Origin of the sequence: Dysgonomonas sp. HDW5B, from assembly GCF_011299335.1 — a bacterium.
Lineage (GTDB): Bacteria > Bacteroidota > Bacteroidia > Bacteroidales > Dysgonomonadaceae > Dysgonomonas_A.
Genome location: NZ_CP049858.1, coordinates 3232438 through 3257026 on the forward strand (window position 1 = coordinate 3232438; position 24589 = coordinate 3257026).

Sequence of the window (24589 nt, forward strand, 5' to 3'; positions counted from 1 at the left end):
AAACAAATTGTCCGAACAAACGCCCTTGTATGCACAGCTTGAATTATATTTATTGGGGAAATATATGAAAATGAAGATGAATGCGTCTTTGGTACGCACAAATAAAAAAAGACGGAAAATTCCGTCTAAAATATTTTTATTACTAACGTGTTTGCTAGTTAACTCTCTCTCTCTCTCTCTCTCTCTCTCTCTCTCTCTCTCTCTCTCTCTAATATTTCAACGCAGATAACCAAGCTTAAATAGTTAAAATTTAAGCTGTTGATGTTAGTTATGTTTGTTAATTCGATTGTCATTTTTAGTGTAAAGAGTTATTTTACAGGGGCAAATATAATAAAGTTATTCTTAATACAATGAATTTGTATGTAGTATTTCGTTTTTTCTATCGTACCTGAAATAAATATCCAAAGGTCATGCATGAATTGTAATAGTTACCTCTTCTGTCATCCCAAGCTTTGATCATCCCATATTGAAAAGAGTAACCAATATATAAACTGTAAACAATAACACTGAACCCGACTTGTGGGCCAATGTCAAATCTTTTTTGATGATCAAATATATTTGGTCTGGTTCTTTCTCCTGTTGTAAGGTCATCTACCCAATATCCGCCATGTAGACCATACTTCATAAAAGGACCGAAATCGAGTCCGAAACTGATATCATCGTCTCCAAAACGACGCGATAGAATAAGTGGAACTTCCAGATTATAAGTGTATCCTGAATAAGCAGGCTTGAATTTACTTACCGATTTACTGCCTGAGAGATTGTATAAGATGGCAGGTTGAAAATACCAATAATCGGATAGATGGGTACTATACATAGCTCCTACACTAAATCCGGGTCTGCTTTTTGCACTTCCTGTACTTAAAGATGATATGTTGAAACTACCTCTTACTCCCAGATAAGATTGAGAATTAGCACTTGCGTATGTTAAAACGGATAGCAGAATAATAATAATGGTCTTTTTCATGCCTTTGTTTAATTTCGAAAGTTACAAAAATAATCAAAATAGAACGATTGGAGTGTGAAAATCTCTTAAATGTTTTTCTTTCTTAACTATTCAGATACAAAAAGGGAGGCATTCTTCAATGACCCCCTTTTCCGTAATATTCTAAAAATCTATTAAGCAGATGTCTTAAATAGATAGTATTTTTAAAGTATTCACCAAATTTTCATTTATCGGTTTATTCTTTTTGATTGCTTTAGAGAATGGAACATATACTATCTGATCGTTTTGCATTCCGATCATAACATTACGCTGATCGTCAAGTAAAGCATCGATAGCTGCTGCTCCCATACGGCTGGCAAGTATACGGTCATTTGCTGTTGGAGAACCTCCTCGTTGAACGTGTCCTAAGATAGTTACACGTACATCATATTGAGGATATTCTTTTTTTACACGCTCAGACATGGCAATGGCTCCTCCTGTGATATCACCTTCGGTAACAAGAACAAGACTACTGTTTTTACTCTTTCTGAATCCGTTGGAGATTAATTCTCCCAGCTGATCGGTTTCAAACATTCTTTCGGGAATGATAGCTGCTTCTGCTCCTGTTGCAATAGCCCCGTTGAGAGCTAAGTAACCGCACTCGCGTCCCATCACCTCGATGAAGAACAGACGTTCGTGTGAGCTGGCTGTGTCTCTGATTTTATCAACAGCATCCATTATTGTATTCAGTGCAGTATCATAACCGATGGTTGTATCGGTTCCGTTGAGGTCATTGTCTATTGTACCGGGTAAGCCTACGATAGGAATATTGTGCTCCTGAGCTAAAATACGTGCACCTGTTAAAGATCCGTCTCCTCCGATAACTACCAAAGCATCTATCCCTTCGCGTTGCATTGCTTCATACGCTATCTGACGTCCTTCGGGTGTCATGAATTCTTTACAACGAGCCGTTTTTAGGATGGTACCGCCTTGCTGGATTATATTACTAACACTGTTGGTTTTAAAAGAGACGATCTCATCAAATATAAGACCTCTGTAGCCTCTCATTATCCCCTTAACTTCGATGTTATTGTATATAGCAGCACGAGTGACAGCACGGATTGCTGCATTCATTCCAGGGGCATCGCCTCCCGAGGTCAAAACACCAATACATTTAATATTTGCCATAATTCTTAAGACTATATCATTTTAAATAATAGTAATCATTTCATTCAATATTATTTAGTAATAACTGTCACCAGAACCTGTACCTGCTAAAGTAATAAACCGGTCTGCAACCTTAGTTATTCAGCTAAATGTGATGAAATTTCGTCGATTTTCTTTTCAACTTCTTCCATTTGCCATTTAGGGGTCGAAGTGGCTCCGCATACCCCAATGGAAAGTCCTTTCTTGATAATCGCCGGATCAATTTCGTCAGGCGAAGATACGAAATAAGAATTTGGATTGTATTTTTTACACTCAGAAAAAAGCACTTTTCCGTTAGAACTTTTTTGTCCGGCTACAAAAAGTATGATATCGTGCTTGGTTGCAAACTCTTTGATGTTGGGTATTCGGTTCGAAACCTGCCTGCAAATGGTGTCTACATACTCGAACTGAGCACCGTTTTGCATTCTTGATTCGATAATGTCGATAACTTCTCTGAATCCGTCAAGCGGTTTAGTGGTTTGAGAGAATAAGCAAATATTTCTTGAAAAATCTAATTTGTCCAGTTCTTCCTTTTTCTCGATGACGATGGCTCGAGCGTCGGTTTGTCCCATTAGTCCATTTACCTCGGCATGTCCTTTTTCTCCATAAATAACAATTTGTGTATCGTTATCTATTTCGTTATTGTGCTTATCCTTTATTCGTCTTTGCAAACGAAGCACTACAGGACATGAGGCATCAATAATTTCGATATTGTTCTTTTTTGCTATCTCGTAAGTACTGGGTGGTTCGCCATGTGCACGAAGCAGTACTCTTGCATTTTTTAATTCGGCAAACTGTTCGTGGTTAATGGTTTTTAAACCTAACTTTTCGAGGCGCTCTACTTCCAGATTGTTATGTACAATATCGCCCAGACAGTACAATGTACCGCCTTTGTCCAACTCTTCTTCCGCTTTTTTTATGGCATTGACTACACCAAAGCAAAAGCCCGATTTTGAATCTATTTCTATTGTATTCTTCATTGTGATGTGATATGATTGAATTTATCAAGGAGCCATTTCATTTGTTGCTCCTTGGTTAGTGTTGAATTGTCGAGCACCAAAGCATCTTCGGCTTGCGTCAAAGGACTTTCGTCGCGGTGCTGATCAATGTAATCTCTTTGTTTTATATTATCTAAAACGTCATTAAACGTTGTTTTAGTATCTCCTTTGGCATGCAGCTCGTCCAAACGGCGTTGTGCCCTGATGTCGGGACTTGCTGTAACGAAAAATTTAAGTTCGGCTTCAGGAAATACAACTGTACCTATATCCCTGCCATCCATTACTATACCCTTCGCTTTTCCCATTTCCTGTTGTTGCAGTACCATCGCTCTGCGTACAAAGCCTACTGCACTCACATAACTAACTTTGTTGGAAACTTCCATTGTACGGATCTCCTTCTCTACATTTGCACCATTGAGGTATGTTTCGGGAAGTCCTGTTTGCTCATTTAATTTGAAGCTTATATGTATATTACTGATTTGCTGACTTAACTTTTCGACATTTAACTGATCACCGTCAAACAGATTATTCTGAATACAGTACAGCGTAATAGCTCTGTACATGGCTCCGCTGTCGATGTATATGTATCCAATTTGTTTGGCTAAATCCTTAGCCATTGTACTCTTTCCACATGACGAAAACCCGTCAATTGCAATTGTAATCATTTTCATATATGCTATATTTACAACAATAGTGTCTTTAAAATGTTCGTTGATTTGATATCTGAGCCACCAGCCTTTTATATTAAATGGTCTGAGACCTTAAAATTTAGAGATATCGAAACCTACGCTAAAGTGATATGTAGTAGCCGATGGGTGGTACTGGGCAAGTGAAAAACCTATATTGAACTTTTGAATTCGGACTCCTGCTCCCGCATTAAATCCGCCGAATTTATTACCATCCTGCAAAGCCATATCGTAATGAACTTTAGGATTAAAACCGACACCTATCCAAAAGTTTTCGGAAGGAATAATATCTACACCTAATATAGTATGTTTGAATGCGGTTTTGAGAAACCCATCGTCACTCGTGTCTATGCCATTTGCCTCATTTATGTTGGCAAAATTCCATTGAGTGAGATACACTGCCGTAACAGAAAAGCGTATAGGAGCACTCCGTAATCTTTTGCTCACCCCCAATTGTATATCCCAAGGTAAGCCCACTCGCTTATCGTTGTAGGATGATATTTGGCTTCCCATATTTTTTAGTACCAATCCTGCCGAAAATTCTTGATCTTCATTGTAATAACTCAATCCTACATCAAATCCGATGGCAACAGACGAGTAATCTTCGTACGAAGATGTTATAAATTTGGCAGTAACACCACCTCTTAATCTGTTGGTAAGCACGTGGCTGTACATTCCGTTTACAGCAATGTCTTTAGCTGAGAAATTTCCGATAATTTCATTCTCAGAGGTGGTTTTTTTGAAGTCACCGTAGTCAATATAATTTACACCTACGGCAAACGAATTATTGTCGCGAATCGATTTCCCGAAAATAGCACTACCTACTTTAATGTCGGCTATATAAGACAGAAAGTTGACATTGGCATTCATATTCATCTCACGTCCTAGAGCGGCCGGATTGAGGAATACGAGAGAAATATCGTTCTCGATAACCGAAACATTGTTTCCTCCCAATGCATTGGCACGAACCGAGGAAGGCAGTTCCAGAAATCGAAATACCTTTTCACCTTCCTGAGCGGAAGCCTGAAAAAAGGTTATTGTACAAATAATACTCGCAATGCAAGCTCTTATTATGTTCATGCACTATTCAGTTAAGGTACAAGACCTTTTGATTGCTTTGGTAACGGATATAACCCGATGCAGTTATAATTGTAAAATAAAGCAATATTTTTTATATTGTTTAATAAAAGAGGTCGTTGACCTTTTGCAAAGATAATTTTATTCTTTTGAATATGTAGCTCCTTTTTATGTTAATGAATTTTTTCCTTTTTGGGGATAAACGAAAAAAGCAGGATTCATCTTTTTTTAATGTCCTGCTTTCTATCTATTTTTTATCTACTTAATATTCCTGATCCGTATCGTCTTCTGTCTGATGACTTAAATCGATCATCGTACGAATGAGTCCGACCGTAGTAAAATAAATACCTTCTTTGATTAGCTCTGCATCTTCAAAGGTTGCCGAATATGTGCCTGTCGAAACAGAAGCTGTTAACTCTGCATCCTCACTTTCTAGCATCTGGGTACATATTTCTTTTTCTATAATTAAAACTTCTTTCAGATACGTGTCAATCAGATTTGTCAGATCATTTACTGTATATATTTCAGCGATTTGTAGATCGTCATATAGATCTTCGATATCTTCCTGATTGTCGGCATTTCGGTTTTCAGTAGGCAGTTTTTCTAACAATGTGCTTCTAAGCAGATTGGTGTCAAATGTAACAGCCTCCTGCGAAAAACCATAACAAGTGATACCGAAAAAGAGTATAATTGCAGTTAGCATTCTTAATTTATAAATATTATTGGTTGTGTACATGTTGAGTATAAATAATTTTATTGTTAGCAATTTTAAATATAGATGAAAAAATGACTATTAATTCCATATTTACTGTTTTCTTTTTTGAAAGAATTTTATAATGGTCTTACTAAAGTAGATAAAAGATAACTGTCTATAGCTTTTCACTAGCCAAAGCAATATATGGTTCGGTGAAGTTACTTGGCAAAATATTTAAAAGCTCTGAAACCTTAAGAGATAATTTTATACCTTTGTTTCAGTACAAATTTATTCAATAATATATTTTGAACTTAGAATTATTTATAGCCCGAAAAATATATTTCGGAGGAGGTATAAAACAAAAAGTATCGTCTCCGGCTATAAAAATAGCAGTTGCGGGAATTGCACTCGGACTGGCTGCTATGGTGCTGTCGGTTTGTATTGTGGTGGGTTTTAAAAAAGAAATACGCGACAAGGTTATTGGCTTTGGTTCACATATTCAGATAACCAATTTTGGCAATAATATGTCGTACGAGGTTAGTCCAATTAGTATGACAGACAGTCTTGCCGTAGAATTGGAGAATAATCCGGAGCTAAAACATATAGAGGTTTTTGCTACTATACCGGGTATTGTAAAAACAGATACCGAATTTCAGGGCGTAGTTTTAAAAGGGGTAGGAGCCGACTACGACTGGACTTTTTTCAAACAAAATATGATAGAGGGAGACATCCTTCACAAATCGGATACCTCAACCGTAAATCAGACGATCATCTCGAAATATATTGCCAATAGATTGGACTTGAAGCTGGGAGATAGTTTTATCACTTATTTTATACAAGATCCGATTAAAGCCCGAAAATTTGTAATTACAGGTATTTATAGCACCAACTTTGAGGATTATGATAAACTTTTTATTGTAACCGACATTAATATGGTTCAGCGATTAAATGGCTGGACTAAAAATCAGGTGAGCGGTATCGAGTTGACAGTCAAAGATTATAATCGCTTGGCTGAAGTGAAAAACGATTTGTTTTATCAAATGGCAGGTTCACACGATGGGGACGGGCAAGCCTTGTATACCCGTTCGATTGAAGAAATGAACCCGATGATTTTCAGTTGGCTCAGTCTGCTCGACATGAATGTATGGGTGATAATTATATTGATGTTAGCCGTATCGGGCTTTACCATGATATCGGGCTTGCTGATTATTATTCTTGAACGTACCAATATGATTGGTATACTAAAGGCATTAGGTGCTCGCAATTTCAGAATACAAAAGGTATTTCTTTACATATCATCGTTTCTTATTCTAAAGGGAATGCTTTGGGGTAATATTATAGCTTTAGGAATTTGTATATTGCAAAAATTGTTTGGTATAATCAAACTCGATCCGGCAACGTATTATGTGTCAGAGATGCCGGTTGACTTGAACCCATTGTATATTATTTTGATAAATATAGGAGCATTGGTTATTTCGTTGGCAATGATGATAGGACCCTCTTATCTTATAGCCAGAATATCCCCTGCAAAATCGATTAAATTTGAATAAAAATAAATTATTACATTTGAACACAAATAAGTTCGCATAATTATTTATTGCTTTGGCTGTAGGAATGAACCTGTGTGTTCATCTATTTCGGACAGACACATAGGTCTGCCCCTACCAACAAAGATGTATCATTGAATATTTCCTTTTACTTACACAAAAATATTTCTTATGAAAAAATTATTGAAGATTAGTTTATTGTTGGTAATTGCGCTTTTTACATTTAATGCGTGTACTGAAGATGACGATTCTGAAGATTTTATTGTAGATTATGAATCTTTACCAACAGCAAGTAAAGCGTTTGTATCAACCCACTTTCCGGGTACAACAGTAAGTCTGGCCAAAGAACGCTATGTAGCCGAAACAGATGGTACTTATTACATGGTTTATCTGAACGGTGGTTATGAAATTGATTTCAAAAAAGCAGGAGACTGGGTGAGTGTAGAACATGCTACTAATGCCTTGCCTCAATCGGTGGTAAAATTGTTACCTAATGTAACTCAAAAGTACTTATCGGATAATTATGCAACTTCTATAGTTATTGAAATAGATAGACTGGTTTCCGGTGGATATGAGGTCGATTTAAATAACGATATTGATTTAATTTTCGATTCGAACGGTAATTTTTTAAGTAAAAAATAAAAAATCACCCATAAAGATATTGGAAACTGTTTGTTGTTATTATAGCAAGCAGTTTCTTTTTTATTTTAAATTATATAGAATGGTGTTTTATCGGAATATAGATGATATTCGATTGGAAATGAATAAGTCGGGTTCTGTTCATGAACCTTTCTTATTTGGCATTAACTATGAAATGTCGGAAGGCTTTTTTGTGCCGAATCCTCTCTTGCAAACCGACATATTATTTCAAATAAAAGAGGCAGGAAATAAGCCATCATATGAGTCTGAAAAGGCTGAAGCATATCTTGGTTCGAATCCCATTTCTTATATTGAGTACGAGAATAAATTTAATGTGGTGCATAAAGGGTTAAGGCGTGGCGATTCGTTTTTGACTAATCTAACTATAAAAACTCCTATAGAGACGAACATTTCATTACTTGATATTTTCAAGAGAAGTAAGTCTCCTTATCAACTCTGTTTGCCCGGTCGTTTCGTTTGTTTTTCACCCGAACGATTTGTGAGGATAACTAACGGAACGATATCGTCTAATCCGATGAAGGGCACTATAGATGCCGGCATTGAAAATGCGGAGCAACTAATTCTCAATGATTTTAAGGAAACTGCCGAACATAATACAATTGTTGATCTGATTCGTAACGATCTGAGTATGGTTGCCGATAATGTTCGGGTGGAAAGGTTCAGATATATAGACCATATAAAAAGCCGAGATAGGGAGATATTGCAGGTCAGTTCCGAAATTACAGGCGATTTGAATGACGATTATCATTCGCGTCTCGGTGATATTATCTTTAAACTGTTGCCTGCCGGCTCTATTTCGGGTGCACCCAAAGCGGCTACCGTGGATCTGATACGTTCGGCAGAAAGGGAGGATAGGGGGTACTATACTGGTATTTTCGGCTATTATGACGGCACCGATTTCGATTCGGCAGTATTGATTCGCTTTATAGAACAAGAAGGTGACCGGATGTACTTTAGAAGCGGAGGTGGAATTACTGCTTACAGTAAGTGTGAGGACGAGTATCAGGAGGTATTGAACAAAATATATTTTCCATTTATATGAATCAACCCTTATTTATAGAAACCATAAAGGTAAAAGATGGAGTTTTTTACAATCTACCTTTACATATTGCCCGTCTCAAAAGAACCGCAATTCATTTTTTCGGAGTTGCACCCTCTTTAGAATTGTCACAAAGCATGATTCCCGAGGCATTACACATCGGAATTGTAAAGTGTAGAGTAACTTATTCATCTCAAATAATCTCTGTTGAATTTGAGCCCTATGTTTTTCGGCATTTATCAAGTCTTACATTAGTGGAGGATAATGATATTGATTATACATATAAAGCGGTTGACAGAAGTTTTTTGAACTCACTTTACTCCCGAAGAGAAGATGGTGATGACATTCTTATTGTGAAAAATGGACTGGTCACCGATACGTCTTATGCAAATGTTGTGTTTGAAAATGCCAACGGATTATATACCCCCAAAAGTTATCTTTTGGGAGGAATAAAGCGTCAGTATCTTTTGCAAAATGGCATCATTAATGAATTGGTTATTAATCAGGATGATATACGACTTTTCTCTAAGATTTACCTGATTAACGCAATGATAGATCTCGAAGATGCAATTTGTGTTTCGGTGTCAGCTTTGAGAACATTATAGCTCTAAGGTTTGTTAATAAATTGAAATATGTATTTTTGCATCGTGACACATTTAACTTATTCACAGAAATAAAACGCATAGGTATGAGATCCTCAGTTTGTTATATGCTAATCGGAATTGTTTTTCTGATTTTATCTATGCAATCCTGTATAGAAAAGGAGTATGATTCAGATAATTTAAATACGGAGGTCGAACTCAATATTCCTCCGGTTCCATTGGGAGGGTTTGATACGATTCATGTAAATTTCTTGCCCTCTGTACCTCCCGAAATTGTGCTTGGAGCCAGAATTGCTTTGAGTGATACAATCAGGGGGTTATTTAATACTTCTACGATTTCTAGATTCTTTTATGAAGGATCAACAGGAGTAGTTATTTCTGCAAAAGTAGATGCAATGGTAATGCCCATGGAGTCAGGATTGGAGATAGAGGTTATTCTGAATGTAATCAATAGGGATCGTACCAGAAACGAATTTGTGAAGATACCCCCACAGAAATTAGTATCGGCTAAGAATCAGAATTTTGAGATACGAATAGGACCTGAGTATATGAAGTATATGAAAAATGCGCGTGATTTACATTTTATATTCGGAATAAAAGTAGGTGCTATTAATTTTACTAGACAAGATTATATTTATTTGAGGCAGGCAGTTCTTTTTGCCGGAGGTATGCAGCTTGAGCTTTAATAACAGATCAAAGAAACAAAATGAAACTAAATTCTATTTCTTCGGGGCTTATTATAGCTATGGTATGTTGTTTGCTATCGTTAGATGGTACAGCACAATCGTCGCGTACTTCTTATTTTATGAAGACGTCTTATGCCCGTACCAGTCTTAATGCCGCTTTGAGACCCGACCAGTCTTATATAGGTATTCCCTTTATGTCTAATATTTATTTAGATGCACGGACCAATACTTTTAATCTTAACAATTTGACCTTTCCGTTGGATGGGGAGAGGGTTACATTTATGCATGCCCAGATTCCGGTAGAAAAAGTGATGGAGAATATTTCTGATAACAATTATGTAACAGCAAATATAGGACTTAGTATATTTTCGGCAGGGTTTTTCAGAGGCGATTCGTATTGGAGCTTTGATTTGGGGGTAAGGACAGATGGCGATGCCAATGTTCCGAAATCAGTATTCGAACTATTGAAAGTTGGATTTAAAGAAAATGAAACTGTAACACATGATCTTTCAGATCTAAGTCTTGATCAAAATGCTTTTATTGAGATCAGTGCGACTCATTCGCGTGTATTTCTTAACAATAGCCTTACAGTAGGAGCCAGAGCTAAATTACTTTTAGGACTTTCATATATTGATTTGGATGCTAAAAGTTTAAGCATAACGGCGGGAAACGAGTTCTGGACAGCAAAGTCTCGTGTTAAATTAAAAGGTGCAGGCCCCGGTATATATGCCTATTATTCAGATAGTGATTATAATCCTGAAAGACGAAATTTTGACGGTTTTCATTATGGAAGTTTCAATATTCCCGGCTATGGAATGGGACTTGATGTAGGTGGTGTATATGACTTGAAAGATGTTCCTGTTGGTTTTCTGCAAAAACTAAAAGTCTCATATGCTTTAAACGATATTGGTTTTATATCGTGGACTAAGAGCAATGTTGTACAGTTGAGCTCTCAGGAAACAGAAGTAACCGTATCTCCACATAATTATACGATAATAGGTGGAAATACATCTATTAACGATATATTTAATAATGCTGTTGACGATATCAGACAGGCAATCAATTTACATGAAGATGCCTCTCCCGGAGGTTATACGACCTCGTTACGTGCCAATATGAATGTAGGACTGGAATATGAAGTGTGGAAAGACAAAATGACAGCAGGATTTCTGTATTCTACCAAATTCGGTAAATATATTACCACTAATGAGTTTACTTTTTCGGCAAACTACATGCCTAAATCGTGGCTTGCCACCAGTTTTAGTTATTCTGCTGCATACAGTGCATTCAATACATTTGGCCTGGCAGTTCACATTGCTCCAGCCAGAGGGTTAAACTTTTTTCTGGCAAGTGATTATACTATTTTTAAAATTTCACCTCAATTTCTGCCAACATCGAGCAATGCTCTGAATTTTCAGATAGGATTATCTGTGCCATTTGGAGGAAAAAGAAGGTAAAGATATTCTTCAATTGTATTTTATGGGTTGTATATAGCAAATCGACTATTATAGGCAATGTGTCATTTTTTACTATTTATCCGACCTTCAATCCAATTACATCAATTTGTTTTTGTAATTTTATTGCCGGAGATGGTTTTGTCTCTTATATTCTTAAAAACGACAACAAATATAAATACTGAATAGAGCAGTGAATACTGATTTAATTGAATTAGATAGAATCCGAAAAAAAATATCCATTGGATATTTTTATGCCATTATTACTATTTTTATACTATTTTCAGGTTACTATTGGTCTGAATCCATACGTCCTTTTAAATATATAATGGCCGTAGGTCTTTTTTTTCATTGTTTTTGTTTTTTTGTGCCTCTGATGCTAAGTTATAATGTATTCAGACCTTTGGTGAAGGTATATTTATTTTCTATTTCGGTTATAATATATCCCATGGTACTTTTATTTTGGCAACTTGGGCAAATAACAACATTTTTGTGGTTTTTCTTAATTCCTACCGCCTCTATGATATTCTATTCAGTCAGAGTAGTTATGTTTTGGAATATTTATATTTTTGTATTGATATGTTCGGTTTTTCTGGTATCACTTTTTTTTCCTGACCTACTAGTTATATCTGTAACCAATAAACAGATTTCTACCATAAATATTCTTACTATTATATGTTTTCTGGCCTTGTTCTTTTATTTTTTATATTGTATGAATATTATAAATCAGGTTAAGATCAGAAAGTCAAACTCATTAGGAGCTGATACTGTTATTGTTGAAAATAGTCATACTGAGCAGGATATAGAAAAGTTGAATAAATTATATGATAACATTACTACGTATCTGCATGAGAAAAAACCTTACTGTGATCCTGATTTTACAATATCACAATTATCAGAGGCAATAGATAGTAATATAACTTATATTTCGAAAGCTATAAAACTAAATAAGGATGTCAACTTTAATATTTTTATCAATTCTTATAGGATAGATATGGTAAAAGAGATGCTGAATAATGATTATCAGAATAAATATACAATGCGATATATTTATACATCTTCAGGATTCAGGCATCAATCAACATTTAATAAGGTATTCAAACAAATATCGGGTGTTACTCCATCTGAGTACATTAAAAAACTGGAGCTGGATCGCCATAAGGATGAAAAAGCAGTATTGGATTAGCAAGTGTTAATACTGTTCTTTTTGTAGAGTGGCTTTACAATATATACGATATAGAAGTGGTTGGATTTTTATCCGATCACTTTTTTTGTTTTAATGTATCTATAGTATTTCTAAGAGATAGATAAAGTAGGAAACCTTAACCTTTTTACTCAATAATAAATTCTTTATATGAAGTTTTCAGGGTCAGTTTTCTGTATATATGGCTTTAATTTGATCTGATACTCTATAGTTATTCTATATATGAGGCATACTTTAATCGTTTTTTATTATAAAGTAAAAGTATAGGTAAAAACGTAAATTTATAAGTGATATACTGTATTTTACTTATTTTATTGCCTTATTATTAATTGTTTATGTGACTTTTCCTTTAGTTCTGGTTTCCTTTTTTTTGAAGCGATATCACTTATGCGTTACATTTAATTTTGGAATGTAAATTCCTTTGATACTACTTTTGGGGAAGAAAAGGATAACGACATCAAAGTAAAACGATCAAGACTATTTATTTCAATTAAAGGTCTTTTGGTGATAATATACATCGATAATACTCATAAACAAAAGTATTTGCAGTATTGTTATTATTATTGAAAATTATTTTATATACATGATCAGTCAGAAAACAAAATTTACCTCTATTAATTCATATTATACTAGTTGTGAAGGTAAGACCTATCGTGTAATTCCATTCTTGAACTGTTGTCGTTTAGTTGTTTCACGATCCAGGGCTTATATCTGGCTCAACTATTTCCGGCAGCAGTCTGTAGTGATTATATTCTGCTGCCTTTATTTAAGCAGATACATTAACTAATATATTAGACTTTACTTTTTTAAATTAAAAATGACAATGAAGAAGATCTTATTATTTTTCATATTTTTGATACTTGCGAATACTCTTTATTCTCAAGTTGGTATAAATACCGAGAATCCAAATGTTTTGACTGAACTGGATGTTCAGAATTTAGCAAAAGAAGGTGTTGTTGTACCTAAAGGGGTTATGATACCGCGTATGACGGAAGAGCAGAGAGACCTTATTGACGTTTCGGATGCGTCGGTTGCGAATAGTTTGGTTGTTTATAACATAACGGAAGACTGCTTTAATTATTATTCTAAAATCGAAGGAGAGTGGAGGAGCGTATGCGGAAAACTGGGAAAAGCTGTCTTCGATTTCGATTGTTCGGCAATAGAAGTACAGGGAACTTATGTTGAGAAGAAAGAGCTAAATTCGTCCAATGCCTTGAAGATTATTGTTACGGTTACCAAACCGGGCGAATACAGTATTGCAGGTACAACTACCAATGGCTATTACTTTTCTACATCGGGCACTTTTCTCACAGCTGGTGTTTTTACCGTTTATGTGCAAGGTCAAGGGACTCCTCTTAATATTGGTGAAGACGTGGTAAGTATTTTAAAAAATGGAGAAGATGCTAATTGTGCCAACCAAGTAAAAGTAAATGTTTTATCGGCCATCGCCATATATTCGCTAAACTGTTCAAGTATTGTGGTTAATGGAAATTATGCAAAAGGTGTAGGCCTTACTGCAGCCAATACCATTACACTAAATGTGAATGTTTCACAAGCGGGGTCATATTCTATAACCACGCCGTTAACGAATGGTATAGTCTTTAGTGCGAGTGGAAATTTTACTCCGGGTATACAGCCAGTTACCTTGGTAGGTACAGGCATTCCTACAGTAAATATAGACTTCCCTATAATTATTAATGCAAATACACCTGAGGGTAACAATACTTGTACGGCTACGATACCTGTTATTCTTCCGGTGATGTCCTATGGAGTTATAGGAAGCGGTGAGTATTCTTGGGTTGGAGCTGCCAGACAGCTTGCTATTAATAACGGAGCTTCGTTTGGAGTTGCGGGAATAGTTAAGACTATGGGATGGAGCAGATTATGGCAGGTAACTTCTGCTTCGGCTGCCTATACCCAGCTTACTAACGGTTCGGCAAAACCCGATATTATTTTATATTTTGCATACGGAGCAAATGCTACTACTGCTTTGGCTACGGTTTTAGCGGACTACGTTAATAATGGAGGTGTATTAATATATGCACCGGCAGATGATCAAGCTACGGTAACCAATTATCTTCTTACTGGTATCTTTGGAAGTAGTGCGGCAACTGCTGTAAATATAGGTACTCTAACCTCTGCAAACAGAGATAGCTATCCAATTAATAACTTACCTAACGACCCGATAATCAATGGTCCTTTCGGAAATACTTCCGGCCGATATTGGCAAGAAGATAATGCCGGAACTGTTATCTGCACTAGTTTACCCCCTAACTCTGTGCAAGTGGCTTCTGCTAATAATCCTAATCATAACTCAAGTTTAAACCCTGATTATTCAGTTGTGTGGTATAATGACTCAAAAAACTTTGTTTATTTTGGTGATTCTGTGTATGGTACTTATCCCGGGTTTGGTTATTATGGAACTACAGATGGTACAGCTCCGACACAGTTTACCGCAGCGGGACTTCCTATGTCTAAATTTAATAATCGCTGGACAAGTTTCCCTACATTTGTATATAATTCATATTTGGAATTAAATGCTGTGGCATGGGCTATTAAAAAAGCAGCAGTGAGTGGGATTAATGCTCATTAAGTCTTTGGTGTATAGCGATACAGGATATTTTATATAATAAAAGGGCATTCAATAAAATATTGAATGCCTTTTTATTGTTGATCCTAAATTTTCATTTCTTTTTTACAGACCATCCGAAGCGACCTATCTTTTCGGCTAAAGCGTAGTAAAAGCCATGCGAATAAGCTATAATTCCTGACTTATCCAGCTCGAATCTACCGGTTTGAGGATCAATATATCTTTCATCAGCTTTTACATTTACCACATCAGCAATAAACATGTGATGAGAGCCTAAAGGAACAATCTCTTTTACCTTGCATTCAATCGAAAGTGGCGATTCTTCGATGATAGGAGCCTTTACTATAGAAGCTTTTCCGGCTGTAAGTTTCATTTCCTTAAATTTATCCACATTCTTGCCTGATTTAACTCCGCACCAATCGGTGGCATATGCCAGATCCTCAGTTGTGATATTAATGACAAATTCCATATTACGCTTTATGATGTCATACGAATGTCTTTCGGGGCGTACCGAAATATAACACATGGCAGGATTAGTGCATATAGTTCCTGTCCAGCTTATGGTTATGATATTGTATTCATCGGGAGTACTGCCGCAACTCACCATTACAGCGGGTAGGGGGTAGACCATTGTTCCCGGTTTCCAGTCTTGTTTTGTCATTACGGAAGGTTTAAATCAATTGAGTGCAAATATACGAATTTCATTCGTCTTGCTTCTTCCAACAGGGTTGTAGTATTTTTTTTATTGATATTCGTTTTACCGATATACCTTTAAATAACAGATTTATGGGTTCGTTTTTTTTATGTATGTGCTTAAATATTTACCCGTTAGAGACTTTTTTTTCTCTATAATTTCTATTGGATAACCTTCGAATATTACTTTACCCCCATTCTTTCCTGCTTGCGGTCCCATCTCTATTATCCAGTCTGCTTGACTGATAATATCCAGATTGTGTTCGATGATAATAACCGTGTTATGGGTGCTGTCAATTAATTGATTGAATAGCTTTGACAGTTTCGAAATATCGGAGCCGTGTAAACCCGTGGTTGGTTCGTCAAAAATATAAATATGTCCCCGTTTTCCTAATTCTATTGCCAGTTTGAGACGTTGTCTTTCTCCTCCCGAAAGAGTATTTAATGCTTGTCCGATAGTTAAATAACCCAAGCCGACATTGTCCAGATTTTCAAGTATGTGCTGTATGTCATTTTTCGAAAAGAATATTTTAGCCTCCGATATAGTCATTGACATTACCTCTTCAATACTTTTTCCTTGCAGTTTATATTGCGAAATATCAGGTTTGTATCCGCTGCCGTTGCAGGCATCGCAACGAATCTCGACTGTATCCATAAAAGCCAGATCGGTTGATATAATGCCCAATCCCTTGCATGCAGGGCAAGCTCCTTCAGAGTTGGTGCTGAATAGAGAAGATGCTACGTTATTTGCTTTGGCAAACAATTTTCGTATTTCGTCCATAATTCCCGTATAAGTGGCGGTGCTAGATCTTTTAGATCCTCTTATGGCACCTTGATCTATCATTACAATCTGAGGATAGTTTTTTTGTAATGCCTTAATCAGCGAACTTTTACCGGAGCCGGCAACACCCGCTATCACGGTCATTACCTCCTTGGGGATTCGGACTGATACATCTTTTAAATTATGCAGCGTAATATTATGCAACGAAAGAAAATCGGTGGCGACTCTGTAAGTCTCTTTAAGGGATGCTTTCTGAGATAAATATTTTCCGGTTAAGGTATTGGAGGATATCAATCCGGATAAATCACCTTCGTACACAATTTTACCTCCGTTTCTCCCTGCACCTATTCCCATATCCACAATATGATCGGCTATCGCAATTACATCAGGGTCGTGCTCTACAATCAGTACAGTATTTCCTTTATCCCGAAGTTCAATCAATAATTTATTCAACCTATGCACATCACTGGGATGAAGTCCTATGCTTGGCTCATCAAAAATATAGCAGAGATCGGTAAGGCTACTGCCTAAATGACGGATGAGTTTTACCCGTTGAGATTCTCCTCCCGATAATGTTGATGTTTCTCTATTGAGGCTGAGGTATTCCAAACCGATTGATCTTAAACTCTCTAAATGTGCAATGATAGAATCTAAGACCGGACGTACGATTACTTGATCAATACCTTCGATGAATTCAATCAACTCGTCAATTTGTAAATCGCAGCAATCTGCTATATTTTTCTGATTGATTTTACAGCTTAATACAGTCGGGTTTAAACGAGCTCCTTTACATTGTGGACACGTATTCTTCATGACGACTTCTTTGAATCTGGTTGAATTCTTTCCCGTGATTTCTTTTGAGTCTTTTTTGAAGAAAGTCCGTTCAAATCTCGGCAATAATCCTTCATAAGGTGAAGTTTTCGGAAATCGGGGATCGGGATTAGTCAATTTAATATTATCAGCATAAATAAGGTTATACCACTCTTGTGTTGTATAGTCTTTAACTTTCTTATCATTATCAAATAGTCCGGAATAAGCGTAGCGTGTCCACCTCCAGCCATTGACTTCAAATGTCGGGAAATTGATTGCTCCCTCATTAAGAGACTTGTTTTTATCGATAAGTTTATCAAAGTCAAGAGTGTTGACGTTTCCCAACCCTTCGCAATGGGGACACATTCCCTGTGGATTATTGAATGAAAACGTATTTGAATAGCCTACAAATGGTTTACCAACTCTTGAATATATCAATCTGAGCAATGAATAAATATCCGTAACGGTGCCTACTGTTGATCGTGCATTACCTTCGATACGCTTCTGGTCTACAACAATTGATACAGATAAATTATCCATGCTGTCTACATCGGGTTTACTATATTGTTGCAGCCTATGTCTGATAAAGCTATTATAGGTTTCGTTGAGCAAGCGTTGCGATTCAGCAGCAATTGTATCGAAGACGAGAGACGATTTACCCGAACCCGAAACTCCTGTAAACACAGTGATTTTCTTTTTCGGAATACATACTGAAATGTTTTTCAGGTTGTTTTCTCTAGCTCCTCTTATGATAATATTTTGATTGTCCATAACTGTTTTTTTTCTATCCTATTCAAGCAAAAGTACATCTCTTTTATCTTGTTGACAATAAGGGATTAATAAGTCATGGGGTGATAAATTAATCGCTATTTGGATTTGAAGAGATTAGCTTTTTTAGCCATTATTATACGAATATAAGTAAGGTTTTCTTATCCATTTATCGGTATCTATCGGTTTGAAAAACCAGCTTTCGTAATTGTAAAATACTATAGAACGTCTTATCACTAATTTAGTAAAGTATTGCTGTTGTAGAGTTTCTTGCTGACAAATAAATACTTAACTTTGATTAAAACCGAAATTGAAAGTTATGTATAAAAGAAAGAATCCGATGGATTATTCTGATTGTTCTATTCGTATTCCCGTTGACATTATTTCAGGAAGTTGGAAGATATGGCTTATTCTCGAAATAAATAAAGGGGTAGCCAGACCAAGCGAATTATATCATAGTATTGCCATTGCTCCCCGACGAGTGTTAACTAAGCAATTGAAGGAGTTGGAGTTGCAAGGTGTAGTCGGTAAAACGGTATATCCTGTGTTACCTCTTCGGGTTGAATATTATTTGACTGCTGCCGGGAAAGATTTGATTCCTATTCTTGAACAATTGGAAAGATGGGGTGATAAACATAAAAGTGCTTTTATAAATGTAATAGAAGATTCAGAATAAAGCATTACTTAAAAGATTTCTAAGCAGTGTTTTTAGATTATCCTTCATACTTTCTTTTATTAATTAAAATTCTATTGGCTGAGTAGCGATATTAAAAGTATTTTATATCTTTGTCCTTGTAAAATAATTATTTACTCTAATAATGATAACAAAATTAACAAACATATCTGCTGATAATAAGCTAAATTTTAACTATTTAGGTTTGTCTATGTGCGTTGAAATATTAGAGAGAGAGAGAGAGAGAGAGAGAGAGAGAGAGAGAGAGAGAGAGAGAGAGAGAGAGAGAGAGAGAGAGCTAACTAGCAGATACATTATTAATAAAAATATTTTAGGCAGATTACTCTGTCTTTTTTTGTTATTGTGTTCTAATGACATATTGTTTTTCATTTTAGAGTATTTCCCCAATAGATATACTAATAGTTGTTTCGATAAACATCTTCGTGTTACCGATTTGTTTTTTTGTTGTCGTTCAAAATCGATACGAATAATCTGTTTATCTGTGCCACAACTATGTCAGGCAGTAGTGTGTAGCGACTACATGCTGCTGCTTTTTTATTTGACTAAAACAACTAACTATATAAATTAATTTGAAGATAATGAGGAAGATAACTTTTTTATTGTTAATTGGTATTCTTTTCTTTAGTCTGTTGCAGGCTCAAGTAGGAATAAATACTCAAAATCCCAAGGCAGCACTAGAAATTATCTCCGAGGGTAGTACCAGTGCAACACAGGCTCTTTCGGTCAGAAATACATCTAATACGGAGATACTTTCGCTGCGTGATCATGGTTACCTGGGATTGGGAGTGACGAACCCTGATATTCGGCTCGATTTGCGAAATGGGGCCAATAATGCCATTATCGGCATCGGTAATAGTAATCAAACGGCAGCAGCAGCTGGAGCCGGATCCTTAAAATATGATACAGGGTCTCAGGCTTTGTATCTGTCTGATGGAACTGTATGGAATAAGCTTAGTGCTTACCTGATACGTACATATGTGGTTGCCGATATTATCAATACCAGCCAGTCTTTTCCGGATAATGCTTCTACAACGGTTATGAACTGGCGTAAGAAGGAAGATCTGCTCGGAACATTTAATGCTGCGACCGGAATATTTACAGCTCCTCGGACGGGTACGTACACCATCTCGGTAATTGCCACATTCGACAATGGAGCGGTTGGTACTAACAGTTATATGCAAATGGAACTAGTATCGCCTGTAGCTACAGTTAAATGTCAATCGACTTATTATGATGCAGCTACCTTTCAAACTTCAGTGCTATGTTCGGGAAGCTTTCAACTGTTAGCTGGACAAACATTGCGATCTGTTATTTCTCATAATATGGGATCACTTAAATATCTTAAGGCAGGTTATTGTAATTTAAGTATTTTAGAAAACTAAGGTTCTGAGAGTATGATATTAAAATATAGTTTATGTATGAAAAATAAAATGTTTAGATATCTGGTGGTTATAACTTTTTTATTATCTCTGCCAATAGTAATGGTGTATGCACAGAGCGTAGGAATAAATACCAATAATCCAACAGCTACGCTTGATATACTCTCACAAGGAGATAATGGTTTGACTGAAAATATAAGGATAAACAACTCAAATAATATCAATCTTCTGACATTGCTCAACAATGGTTATATGGGGTTGGGAACAATAAGCCCTGCTGTACGCCTTGATTTGAGAGCCGATTTAGCCGGGAATAATATTATAGGTATAGGTAATACCAATTTGGCAGCATCAACAGCTCGAGCCGGAGCAATAAAGTATGTTTCTGATACAAAGGAGTTGCACTATTCTGATGGTTCACAATGGTTGATATTAGAGGCCGATATGGTCAGAGATTGTGTGATTGCTGATAATTCCTATAACCTGATGGTATGTCCGGACAATACTACGACTCAACTTGGAAACTGGAATACAGTATATGATCCTACCGGAACATTTAATGCATCGACCGGAGTATTTACTGCACCTAAAACAGGATTATATACAGCTACATTCAGTGTACACATGGCTATTACTTCAGTCGGAGCAGGAAGCTACATCGAAGGACAATGGATAGCCAGTAACGGAGAAACTATTAAATGTACCAACTCTTTTCCCCTACCGGGCGGTTTTATGGCATCTATTATTTGTAGCGGGACAGTTTTTTTAGATGCCGGCGATACTCTATATCCTCAGGTATTTCACAATACAGGAACAGATAAGCATCTCCGTATCTATGGGGATTCAGGGCCAGTCAGTGCCGCTTCAGATATGTACTTCAATAATATATCCATCGTTATACAATAAAGTATTATACTAATATGAACAGAAAAATTATTATTCTATATATACTTCTTCTTTTACCCTTTTATATCCCTGCTCAGATCGGGATAAATACCGAATCGCCAATTGCTACTCTGGAAGTGAAGTCTGAGTTAACTACAGTACCTGCAATTTTAGCTCGTAACTCTGCTAACGTCGAGTTGATCCGCTTACTCGATAACGGGAATTTAGGTATAGCAAAAGCCAATCCAGCGGTTAGAGTAGACTTAAGGGGAGCCCTTTCTAATGGAGAATTGGGATTAGGTACAACCACAATGACAGCTGCTGCCGCCAGGGCTGGAGCTATAAGGTATAACAACGGAATAGAATATTCGGATGGGGATGTCTGGATAAAGTTAACAGCTTTGCCTCCCAAAGCATATGTGATAGCTAAGAATACAGTACAAATAGGGGTGCCTGCGTCTAAAAGTGTTATATGGAAAAACTGGACTGAAGCTGTAGATGTAACAAACAGTTTTGATGCTTCTACGGGAGTATTCACTGCTCCGCGGGCAGGTATATATTCGGTCTCATGCACAGGTATGGTCGAAAATATTGTAACCACATCGGGTGTATTGCGTATCGAGTTAAACTTGATGGTTACCAGTGTTACGGCTTCACAAGTAAAGAGCGCGTTTGCAGCTCCTAATAACTTCTTGGGAGCGTCTGTGAATATGACATTTGTAAATAAAGCATTTTTATATCTTCAGACGGGTGACAATTGTTATTTTACAATCTGGAATGGTATGAATGTCGAAGTAAAGACAACCACAGATGGATCGTACAATACTCTGACTATATCGGAGATGTAATATATTATTATGGTCTATATCATAAAGTGAAGCCCCAGCTATGAATTCTCATAGCCGGGGCTTATCTAATAATACGTTGATCGTATATTATTCTATTGTAAGGATAGTAACACCTTCGAGAACAGAGTCTCCGGGGTTTACACTTATAGAAGTTACTTTACCGGCTTGAGGTGCATTAATGGCATTTTCCATTTTCATAGCTTCAAGAACGGCAACAGTTTGACCTTTTTTTACTTCGTCACCAACATTTACATTGATTGCAACAACAATACCTGGTAGTGGAGATTTTACAGCTCCTGCACCGCTTTTGGCAGGTGCACTTGGTGCTGATACTGTAGCTGTTTTTTGAGCAGCAGGAGCAGCAGTTGTTTTTGCTACCGGACGAGAAACAAGAGTTACTTCTTCCTCATTACTTACTAATTCTACCTCATAATTGCTTCCGTTTACTGCAACTTGGGCAATAGAGTTTTCTAATTTATTTACGGCAACTATATAGTCTTGACCGTTAATTCTATATATGAATTGTTTCATGATAAATTTCTCTAATTTTTATTTTCTTATTGGCATTTGAAGCATGGTAGCGCTTCTGTCAACCCAAGGAAGATGATCTTGAGACTCATGCTTAATGGTCAGAACATTACTTTCTGCATCATGCTGATGTTGAAAGTCATATATAGCCATAGCTATAACAGCTAATACATCTGTGGGTATGTTTTTATCACTCATAATTTCTATGTGTTACAGTTGAAAATTATAGAGGTAAATTATCGTGCTTTTTAGCAGGATTTACCTGATGTTTAGTTCTCAATTGCTCCAATGCACGGATTACACGGAAACGTGTATTGCGAGGCTCAATTACATCATCGATATAACCGTAACGAGCTGCATTGTAAGGGTTACAGAACAATTTGTTATACTCATCTTTTTTCGCTGCATAAGCTTCGGCTTGTTTTACAGGATCTGGATCAGCTTTAATTTCTTTTGCATACAATACTTCAACAGCACCATCAGCACCCATAACTGCAATTTCTGCACTTGGCCATGCATAGTTGATATCGCCACGTAGCTGTTTACAACTCATTACGATATGAGAACCTCCGTAAGATTTACGAAGAGTAACTGTTACTTTAGGCACAGTAGCTTCGCCGTAAGCGTAAAGAAGTTTAGCACCATGTACAATTACACCGCCATATTCTTGTCCTGTTCCAGGAAGGAATCCGGGTACGTCTACCAATGTTACTAAAGGAATGTTGAAAGCATCGCAGAAGCGAACGAAACGTGCTGCTTTACGAGATGCATTGATATCAAGCACACCGGCCATGTATTTAGGTTGGTTGGCTACGATACCTACCGATTGTCCGTTGAAACGAGCGAAACCGATAATTATATTTTTAGCATATGCTGAGTGTACTTCAAGGAACTCACCATTATCGATCAATGAGCCGATTACTTCATACATATCGTACGCTTTGTTCGGATTGTCAGGGATAATGTCATTCAACAAATCATCCATTCTTGCGATTGGATCAGTACATTCTTTACGTGGAGCCTCTTCTCTGTTATTAGAAGGAAGGAAACTCATTAGGTGACGGATCAATTCTAAACCATCATCTTCGTTTTCTACCGAGAAGTGAGCAACACCCGATTTGGTTGTATGTACGCTTGCACCTCCTAGTTCTTCTTGAGTAACGTCTTCACCTGTAACTGTTTTTACTACTTTAGGTCCTGTTAAGAACATATAAGAAGTACCTTCAGTCATGATATTGAAGTCGGTAAGAGCAGGAGAGTATACAGCACCACCGGCACAAGGTCCAAAGATTCCCGAAATTTGAGGAATCACACCTGATGCCAATATATTGCGTTGGAAAATTTCAGCATAACCTGCCAATGCGTTGATACCTTCTTGGATACGAGCACCACCCGAATCGTTGATACCGATACAAGGCGCACCCATTTTCATTGCCATGTCCATTACTTTACAGATTTTCATTGCCAATGTTTCAGACAACGAACCTGCTATAACAGTAAAGTCTTGAGCAAAGATATAAACAAGGCGTCCGCCAATAGTTCCACATCCGGTTACTACACCGTCACCCAGAAATTTAGTTTTCTCCATTCCGAAGTTTGTACAACGATGTTCTACAAACATATCAAACTCTTCGAAACTACCTTCGTCAAGTACAATCGCGATACGTTCGCGAGCAGTGTATTTTCCTTTTGCGTGTTGAGCTTCGATTCTTTTTTCACCACCGCCTAGGCGTGCTTTTTCTCGAAGTGCAATAAGCTCTTTTACTTTTTCAAGTTGGCTCATGTTTTTATATTTTGATTCTTAAATTTAATACTGAATTGGTCAGGTCACAGAC

At 36.7% G+C, this 24589-nt stretch carries 23 protein-coding genes; 12 read left to right on the plus strand and 11 right to left on the minus strand.

Going from position 1 to position 24589, the window contains the following annotated elements:
- Positions 1-379: 379 nt before the first annotated feature.
- The 6 genes from G7051_RS13400 to G7051_RS13425 all read right to left on the minus strand — a co-directional run bounded on the left by G7051_RS13400 (position 380) and on the right by G7051_RS13425 (position 5595).
- Positions 380-967: an outer membrane beta-barrel protein gene (locus G7051_RS13400; RefSeq protein WP_166201044.1), complete on the minus strand. Its 588-nt coding sequence runs from the start codon at positions 965-967 to the stop codon at positions 380-382.
- A gap of 165 nt (positions 968-1132) precedes the next feature.
- Positions 1133-2113, minus strand: coding sequence for a 6-phosphofructokinase (pfkA, locus tag G7051_RS13405; RefSeq protein ID WP_166116106.1), 981 nt, complete (start codon positions 2111-2113; stop codon positions 1133-1135).
- A gap of 116 nt (positions 2114-2229) precedes the next feature.
- Complete coding sequence (locus G7051_RS13410) at positions 2230-3111, minus strand: 4-hydroxy-3-methylbut-2-enyl diphosphate reductase (RefSeq protein ID WP_166116108.1); 882 nt, start codon at positions 3109-3111, stop codon at positions 2230-2232.
- Positions 3108-3800 (minus strand): (d)CMP kinase, encoded by a 693-nt coding sequence (gene cmk, locus G7051_RS13415; RefSeq protein ID WP_166201046.1) that lies wholly within the window; start codon positions 3798-3800, stop codon positions 3108-3110. Before cmk ends, G7051_RS13410 begins: the two co-directional genes overlap by 4 nt.
- 90 nt (positions 3801-3890) lie before the next feature.
- Complete coding sequence (gene porQ, locus G7051_RS13420; RefSeq protein ID WP_166116112.1) at positions 3891-4895, minus strand: type IX secretion system protein PorQ; 1005 nt, start codon at positions 4893-4895, stop codon at positions 3891-3893.
- 259 nt (positions 4896-5154) lie between these two features.
- Positions 5155-5595 carry a hypothetical protein gene (locus G7051_RS13425; protein ID WP_166201048.1) on the minus strand — a complete coding sequence of 147 codons (441 nt, stop codon included), beginning with the start codon at positions 5593-5595 and terminating at the stop codon, positions 5155-5157.
- Between the two features lie 296 nt (positions 5596-5891).
- Between G7051_RS13425 and G7051_RS13430 the strand changes: the two genes are divergently transcribed.
- From G7051_RS13430 to G7051_RS13465, 8 genes are all read left to right on the plus strand, one after another.
- Positions 5892-7136 (plus strand): ABC transporter permease, encoded by a 1245-nt coding sequence (locus G7051_RS13430; RefSeq protein WP_166201050.1) that lies wholly within the window; start codon positions 5892-5894, stop codon positions 7134-7136.
- Positions 7137-7304: 168 nt separating this feature from the next.
- Positions 7305-7775, plus strand: a complete 471-nt coding sequence (locus G7051_RS13435) for a PepSY-like domain-containing protein (protein WP_166116119.1) — start codon at positions 7305-7307, stop codon at positions 7773-7775.
- Positions 7776-7854: 79 nt separating this feature from the next.
- The gene (locus tag G7051_RS13440; RefSeq protein WP_166201052.1) at positions 7855-8835 is read left to right on the plus strand and encodes an aminodeoxychorismate synthase component I; all 981 of its coding nucleotides are present in this window, start codon (positions 7855-7857) and stop codon (positions 8833-8835) included.
- On the plus strand, positions 8832-9437 hold the full coding sequence (locus G7051_RS13445; RefSeq protein WP_166201054.1) for an aminotransferase class IV: 606 nt from the start codon (positions 8832-8834) through the stop codon (positions 9435-9437). The genes G7051_RS13440 and G7051_RS13445 overlap by 4 nt, the downstream gene beginning before the upstream one ends.
- Positions 9438-9520: 83 nt before the next feature.
- Positions 9521-10120 carry a hypothetical protein gene (locus G7051_RS13450; protein ID WP_166201056.1) on the plus strand — a complete coding sequence of 200 codons (600 nt, stop codon included), beginning with the start codon at positions 9521-9523 and terminating at the stop codon, positions 10118-10120.
- A 20-nt stretch (positions 10121-10140) separates the two neighbouring features.
- A complete protein-coding gene (locus G7051_RS13455; protein WP_166201058.1) occupies positions 10141-11577 on the plus strand; it encodes a DUF5723 family protein in 1437 nt (478 codons plus the stop codon).
- Positions 11578-12286: 709 nt separating this feature from the next.
- Complete coding sequence (locus G7051_RS13460) at positions 12287-12760, plus strand: AraC family transcriptional regulator (protein WP_166201060.1); 474 nt, start codon at positions 12287-12289, stop codon at positions 12758-12760.
- 841 nt (positions 12761-13601) lie between these two features.
- Complete coding sequence (locus G7051_RS13465; protein ID WP_166201062.1) at positions 13602-15371, plus strand: hypothetical protein; 1770 nt, start codon at positions 13602-13604, stop codon at positions 15369-15371.
- A gap of 91 nt (positions 15372-15462) precedes the next feature.
- Here G7051_RS13465 and G7051_RS13470 read toward each other — a convergent pair whose 3' ends face one another.
- Entirely contained in the window at positions 15463-16029 is a 567-nt protein-coding gene (locus G7051_RS13470; protein ID WP_166116133.1) for a flavin reductase family protein, read from the minus strand.
- A 123-nt stretch (positions 16030-16152) separates the two neighbouring features.
- Positions 16153-18423, minus strand: a complete 2271-nt coding sequence (locus G7051_RS13475) for an excinuclease ABC subunit UvrA (RefSeq protein ID WP_166201064.1) — start codon at positions 18421-18423, stop codon at positions 16153-16155.
- Between the two features lie 316 nt (positions 18424-18739).
- On the opposite strand from G7051_RS13475, the gene G7051_RS13480 reads away from it, so the two are divergent.
- The 4 genes from G7051_RS13480 to G7051_RS13495 all read left to right on the plus strand — a co-directional run bounded on the left by G7051_RS13480 (position 18740) and on the right by G7051_RS13495 (position 22226).
- Complete coding sequence (locus tag G7051_RS13480; RefSeq protein WP_166201066.1) at positions 18740-19096, plus strand: helix-turn-helix domain-containing protein; 357 nt, start codon at positions 18740-18742, stop codon at positions 19094-19096.
- A gap of 596 nt (positions 19097-19692) precedes the next feature.
- Positions 19693-20496, plus strand: coding sequence for a hypothetical protein (locus G7051_RS13485; protein WP_166201067.1), 804 nt, complete (start codon positions 19693-19695; stop codon positions 20494-20496).
- Positions 20497-20532: 36 nt separating this feature from the next.
- Complete coding sequence (locus G7051_RS13490) at positions 20533-21399, plus strand: hypothetical protein (RefSeq protein ID WP_166201069.1); 867 nt, start codon at positions 20533-20535, stop codon at positions 21397-21399.
- A gap of 14 nt (positions 21400-21413) precedes the next feature.
- Positions 21414-22226 carry a hypothetical protein gene (locus tag G7051_RS13495; RefSeq protein ID WP_166201071.1) on the plus strand — a complete coding sequence of 271 codons (813 nt, stop codon included), beginning with the start codon at positions 21414-21416 and terminating at the stop codon, positions 22224-22226.
- Between the two features lie 87 nt (positions 22227-22313).
- Here G7051_RS13495 and G7051_RS13500 read toward each other — a convergent pair whose 3' ends face one another.
- From G7051_RS13500 to G7051_RS13510, 3 genes are read right to left on the minus strand one after another with little or no spacing between them, the layout of a single operon-like run.
- Entirely contained in the window at positions 22314-22757 is a 444-nt protein-coding gene (locus tag G7051_RS13500; protein WP_166116148.1) for a DUF2118 domain-containing protein, read from the minus strand.
- A gap of 18 nt (positions 22758-22775) precedes the next feature.
- A complete protein-coding gene (locus tag G7051_RS13505; protein ID WP_166116150.1) occupies positions 22776-22952 on the minus strand; it encodes a hypothetical protein in 177 nt (58 codons plus the stop codon).
- Positions 22953-22977: 25 nt separating this feature from the next.
- Positions 22978-24537 carry an acyl-CoA carboxylase subunit beta gene (locus G7051_RS13510; protein WP_166116153.1) on the minus strand — a complete coding sequence of 520 codons (1560 nt, stop codon included), beginning with the start codon at positions 24535-24537 and terminating at the stop codon, positions 22978-22980.
- Between the last annotated feature and the right edge of the window lie 52 nt (positions 24538-24589).

Coding starts and splice junctions, on each gene's coding strand:
- G7051_RS13400 (WP_166201044.1), bottom strand. CDS start 967: ATGAAAAAGACCATTATTATTATTCTGCTATCCGTTTTAACATACGCA.
- pfkA (WP_166116106.1), bottom strand. CDS start 2,113: ATGGCAAATATTAAATGTATTGGTGTTTTGACCTCGGGAGGCGATGCC.
- G7051_RS13410 (WP_166116108.1), bottom strand. CDS start 3,111: ATGAAGAATACAATAGAAATAGATTCAAAATCGGGCTTTTGCTTTGGT.
- cmk (WP_166201046.1), bottom strand. CDS start 3,800: ATGAAAATGATTACAATTGCAATTGACGGGTTTTCGTCATGTGGAAAG.
- porQ (WP_166116112.1), bottom strand. CDS start 4,895: ATGAACATAATAAGAGCTTGCATTGCGAGTATTATTTGTACAATAACC.
- G7051_RS13425 (WP_166201048.1), bottom strand. CDS start 5,595: ATGCTAACTGCAATTATACTCTTTTTCGGTATCACTTGTTATGGTTTT.
- G7051_RS13435 (WP_166116119.1), top strand. CDS start 7,305: ATGAAAAAATTATTGAAGATTAGTTTATTGTTGGTAATTGCGCTTTTT.
- G7051_RS13440 (WP_166201052.1), top strand. CDS start 7,855: ATGGTGTTTTATCGGAATATAGATGATATTCGATTGGAAATGAATAAG.
- G7051_RS13445 (WP_166201054.1), top strand. CDS start 8,832: ATGAATCAACCCTTATTTATAGAAACCATAAAGGTAAAAGATGGAGTT.
- G7051_RS13450 (WP_166201056.1), top strand. CDS start 9,521: ATGAGATCCTCAGTTTGTTATATGCTAATCGGAATTGTTTTTCTGATT.
- G7051_RS13455 (WP_166201058.1), top strand. CDS start 10,141: ATGAAACTAAATTCTATTTCTTCGGGGCTTATTATAGCTATGGTATGT.
- G7051_RS13460 (WP_166201060.1), top strand. CDS start 12,287: ATGAATATTATAAATCAGGTTAAGATCAGAAAGTCAAACTCATTAGGA.
- G7051_RS13465 (WP_166201062.1), top strand. CDS start 13,602: ATGAAGAAGATCTTATTATTTTTCATATTTTTGATACTTGCGAATACT.
- G7051_RS13470 (WP_166116133.1), bottom strand. CDS start 16,029: ATGACAAAACAAGACTGGAAACCGGGAACAATGGTCTACCCCCTACCC.
- G7051_RS13475 (WP_166201064.1), bottom strand. CDS start 18,423: ATGGACAATCAAAATATTATCATAAGAGGAGCTAGAGAAAACAACCTG.
- G7051_RS13480 (WP_166201066.1), top strand. CDS start 18,740: ATGTATAAAAGAAAGAATCCGATGGATTATTCTGATTGTTCTATTCGT.
- G7051_RS13485 (WP_166201067.1), top strand. CDS start 19,693: ATGAGGAAGATAACTTTTTTATTGTTAATTGGTATTCTTTTCTTTAGT.
- G7051_RS13490 (WP_166201069.1), top strand. CDS start 20,533: ATGAAAAATAAAATGTTTAGATATCTGGTGGTTATAACTTTTTTATTA.
- G7051_RS13495 (WP_166201071.1), top strand. CDS start 21,414: ATGAACAGAAAAATTATTATTCTATATATACTTCTTCTTTTACCCTTT.
- G7051_RS13500 (WP_166116148.1), bottom strand. CDS start 22,757: ATGAAACAATTCATATATAGAATTAACGGTCAAGACTATATAGTTGCC.
- G7051_RS13505 (WP_166116150.1), bottom strand. CDS start 22,952: ATGAGTGATAAAAACATACCCACAGATGTATTAGCTGTTATAGCTATG.
- G7051_RS13510 (WP_166116153.1), bottom strand. CDS start 24,537: ATGAGCCAACTTGAAAAAGTAAAAGAGCTTATTGCACTTCGAGAAAAA.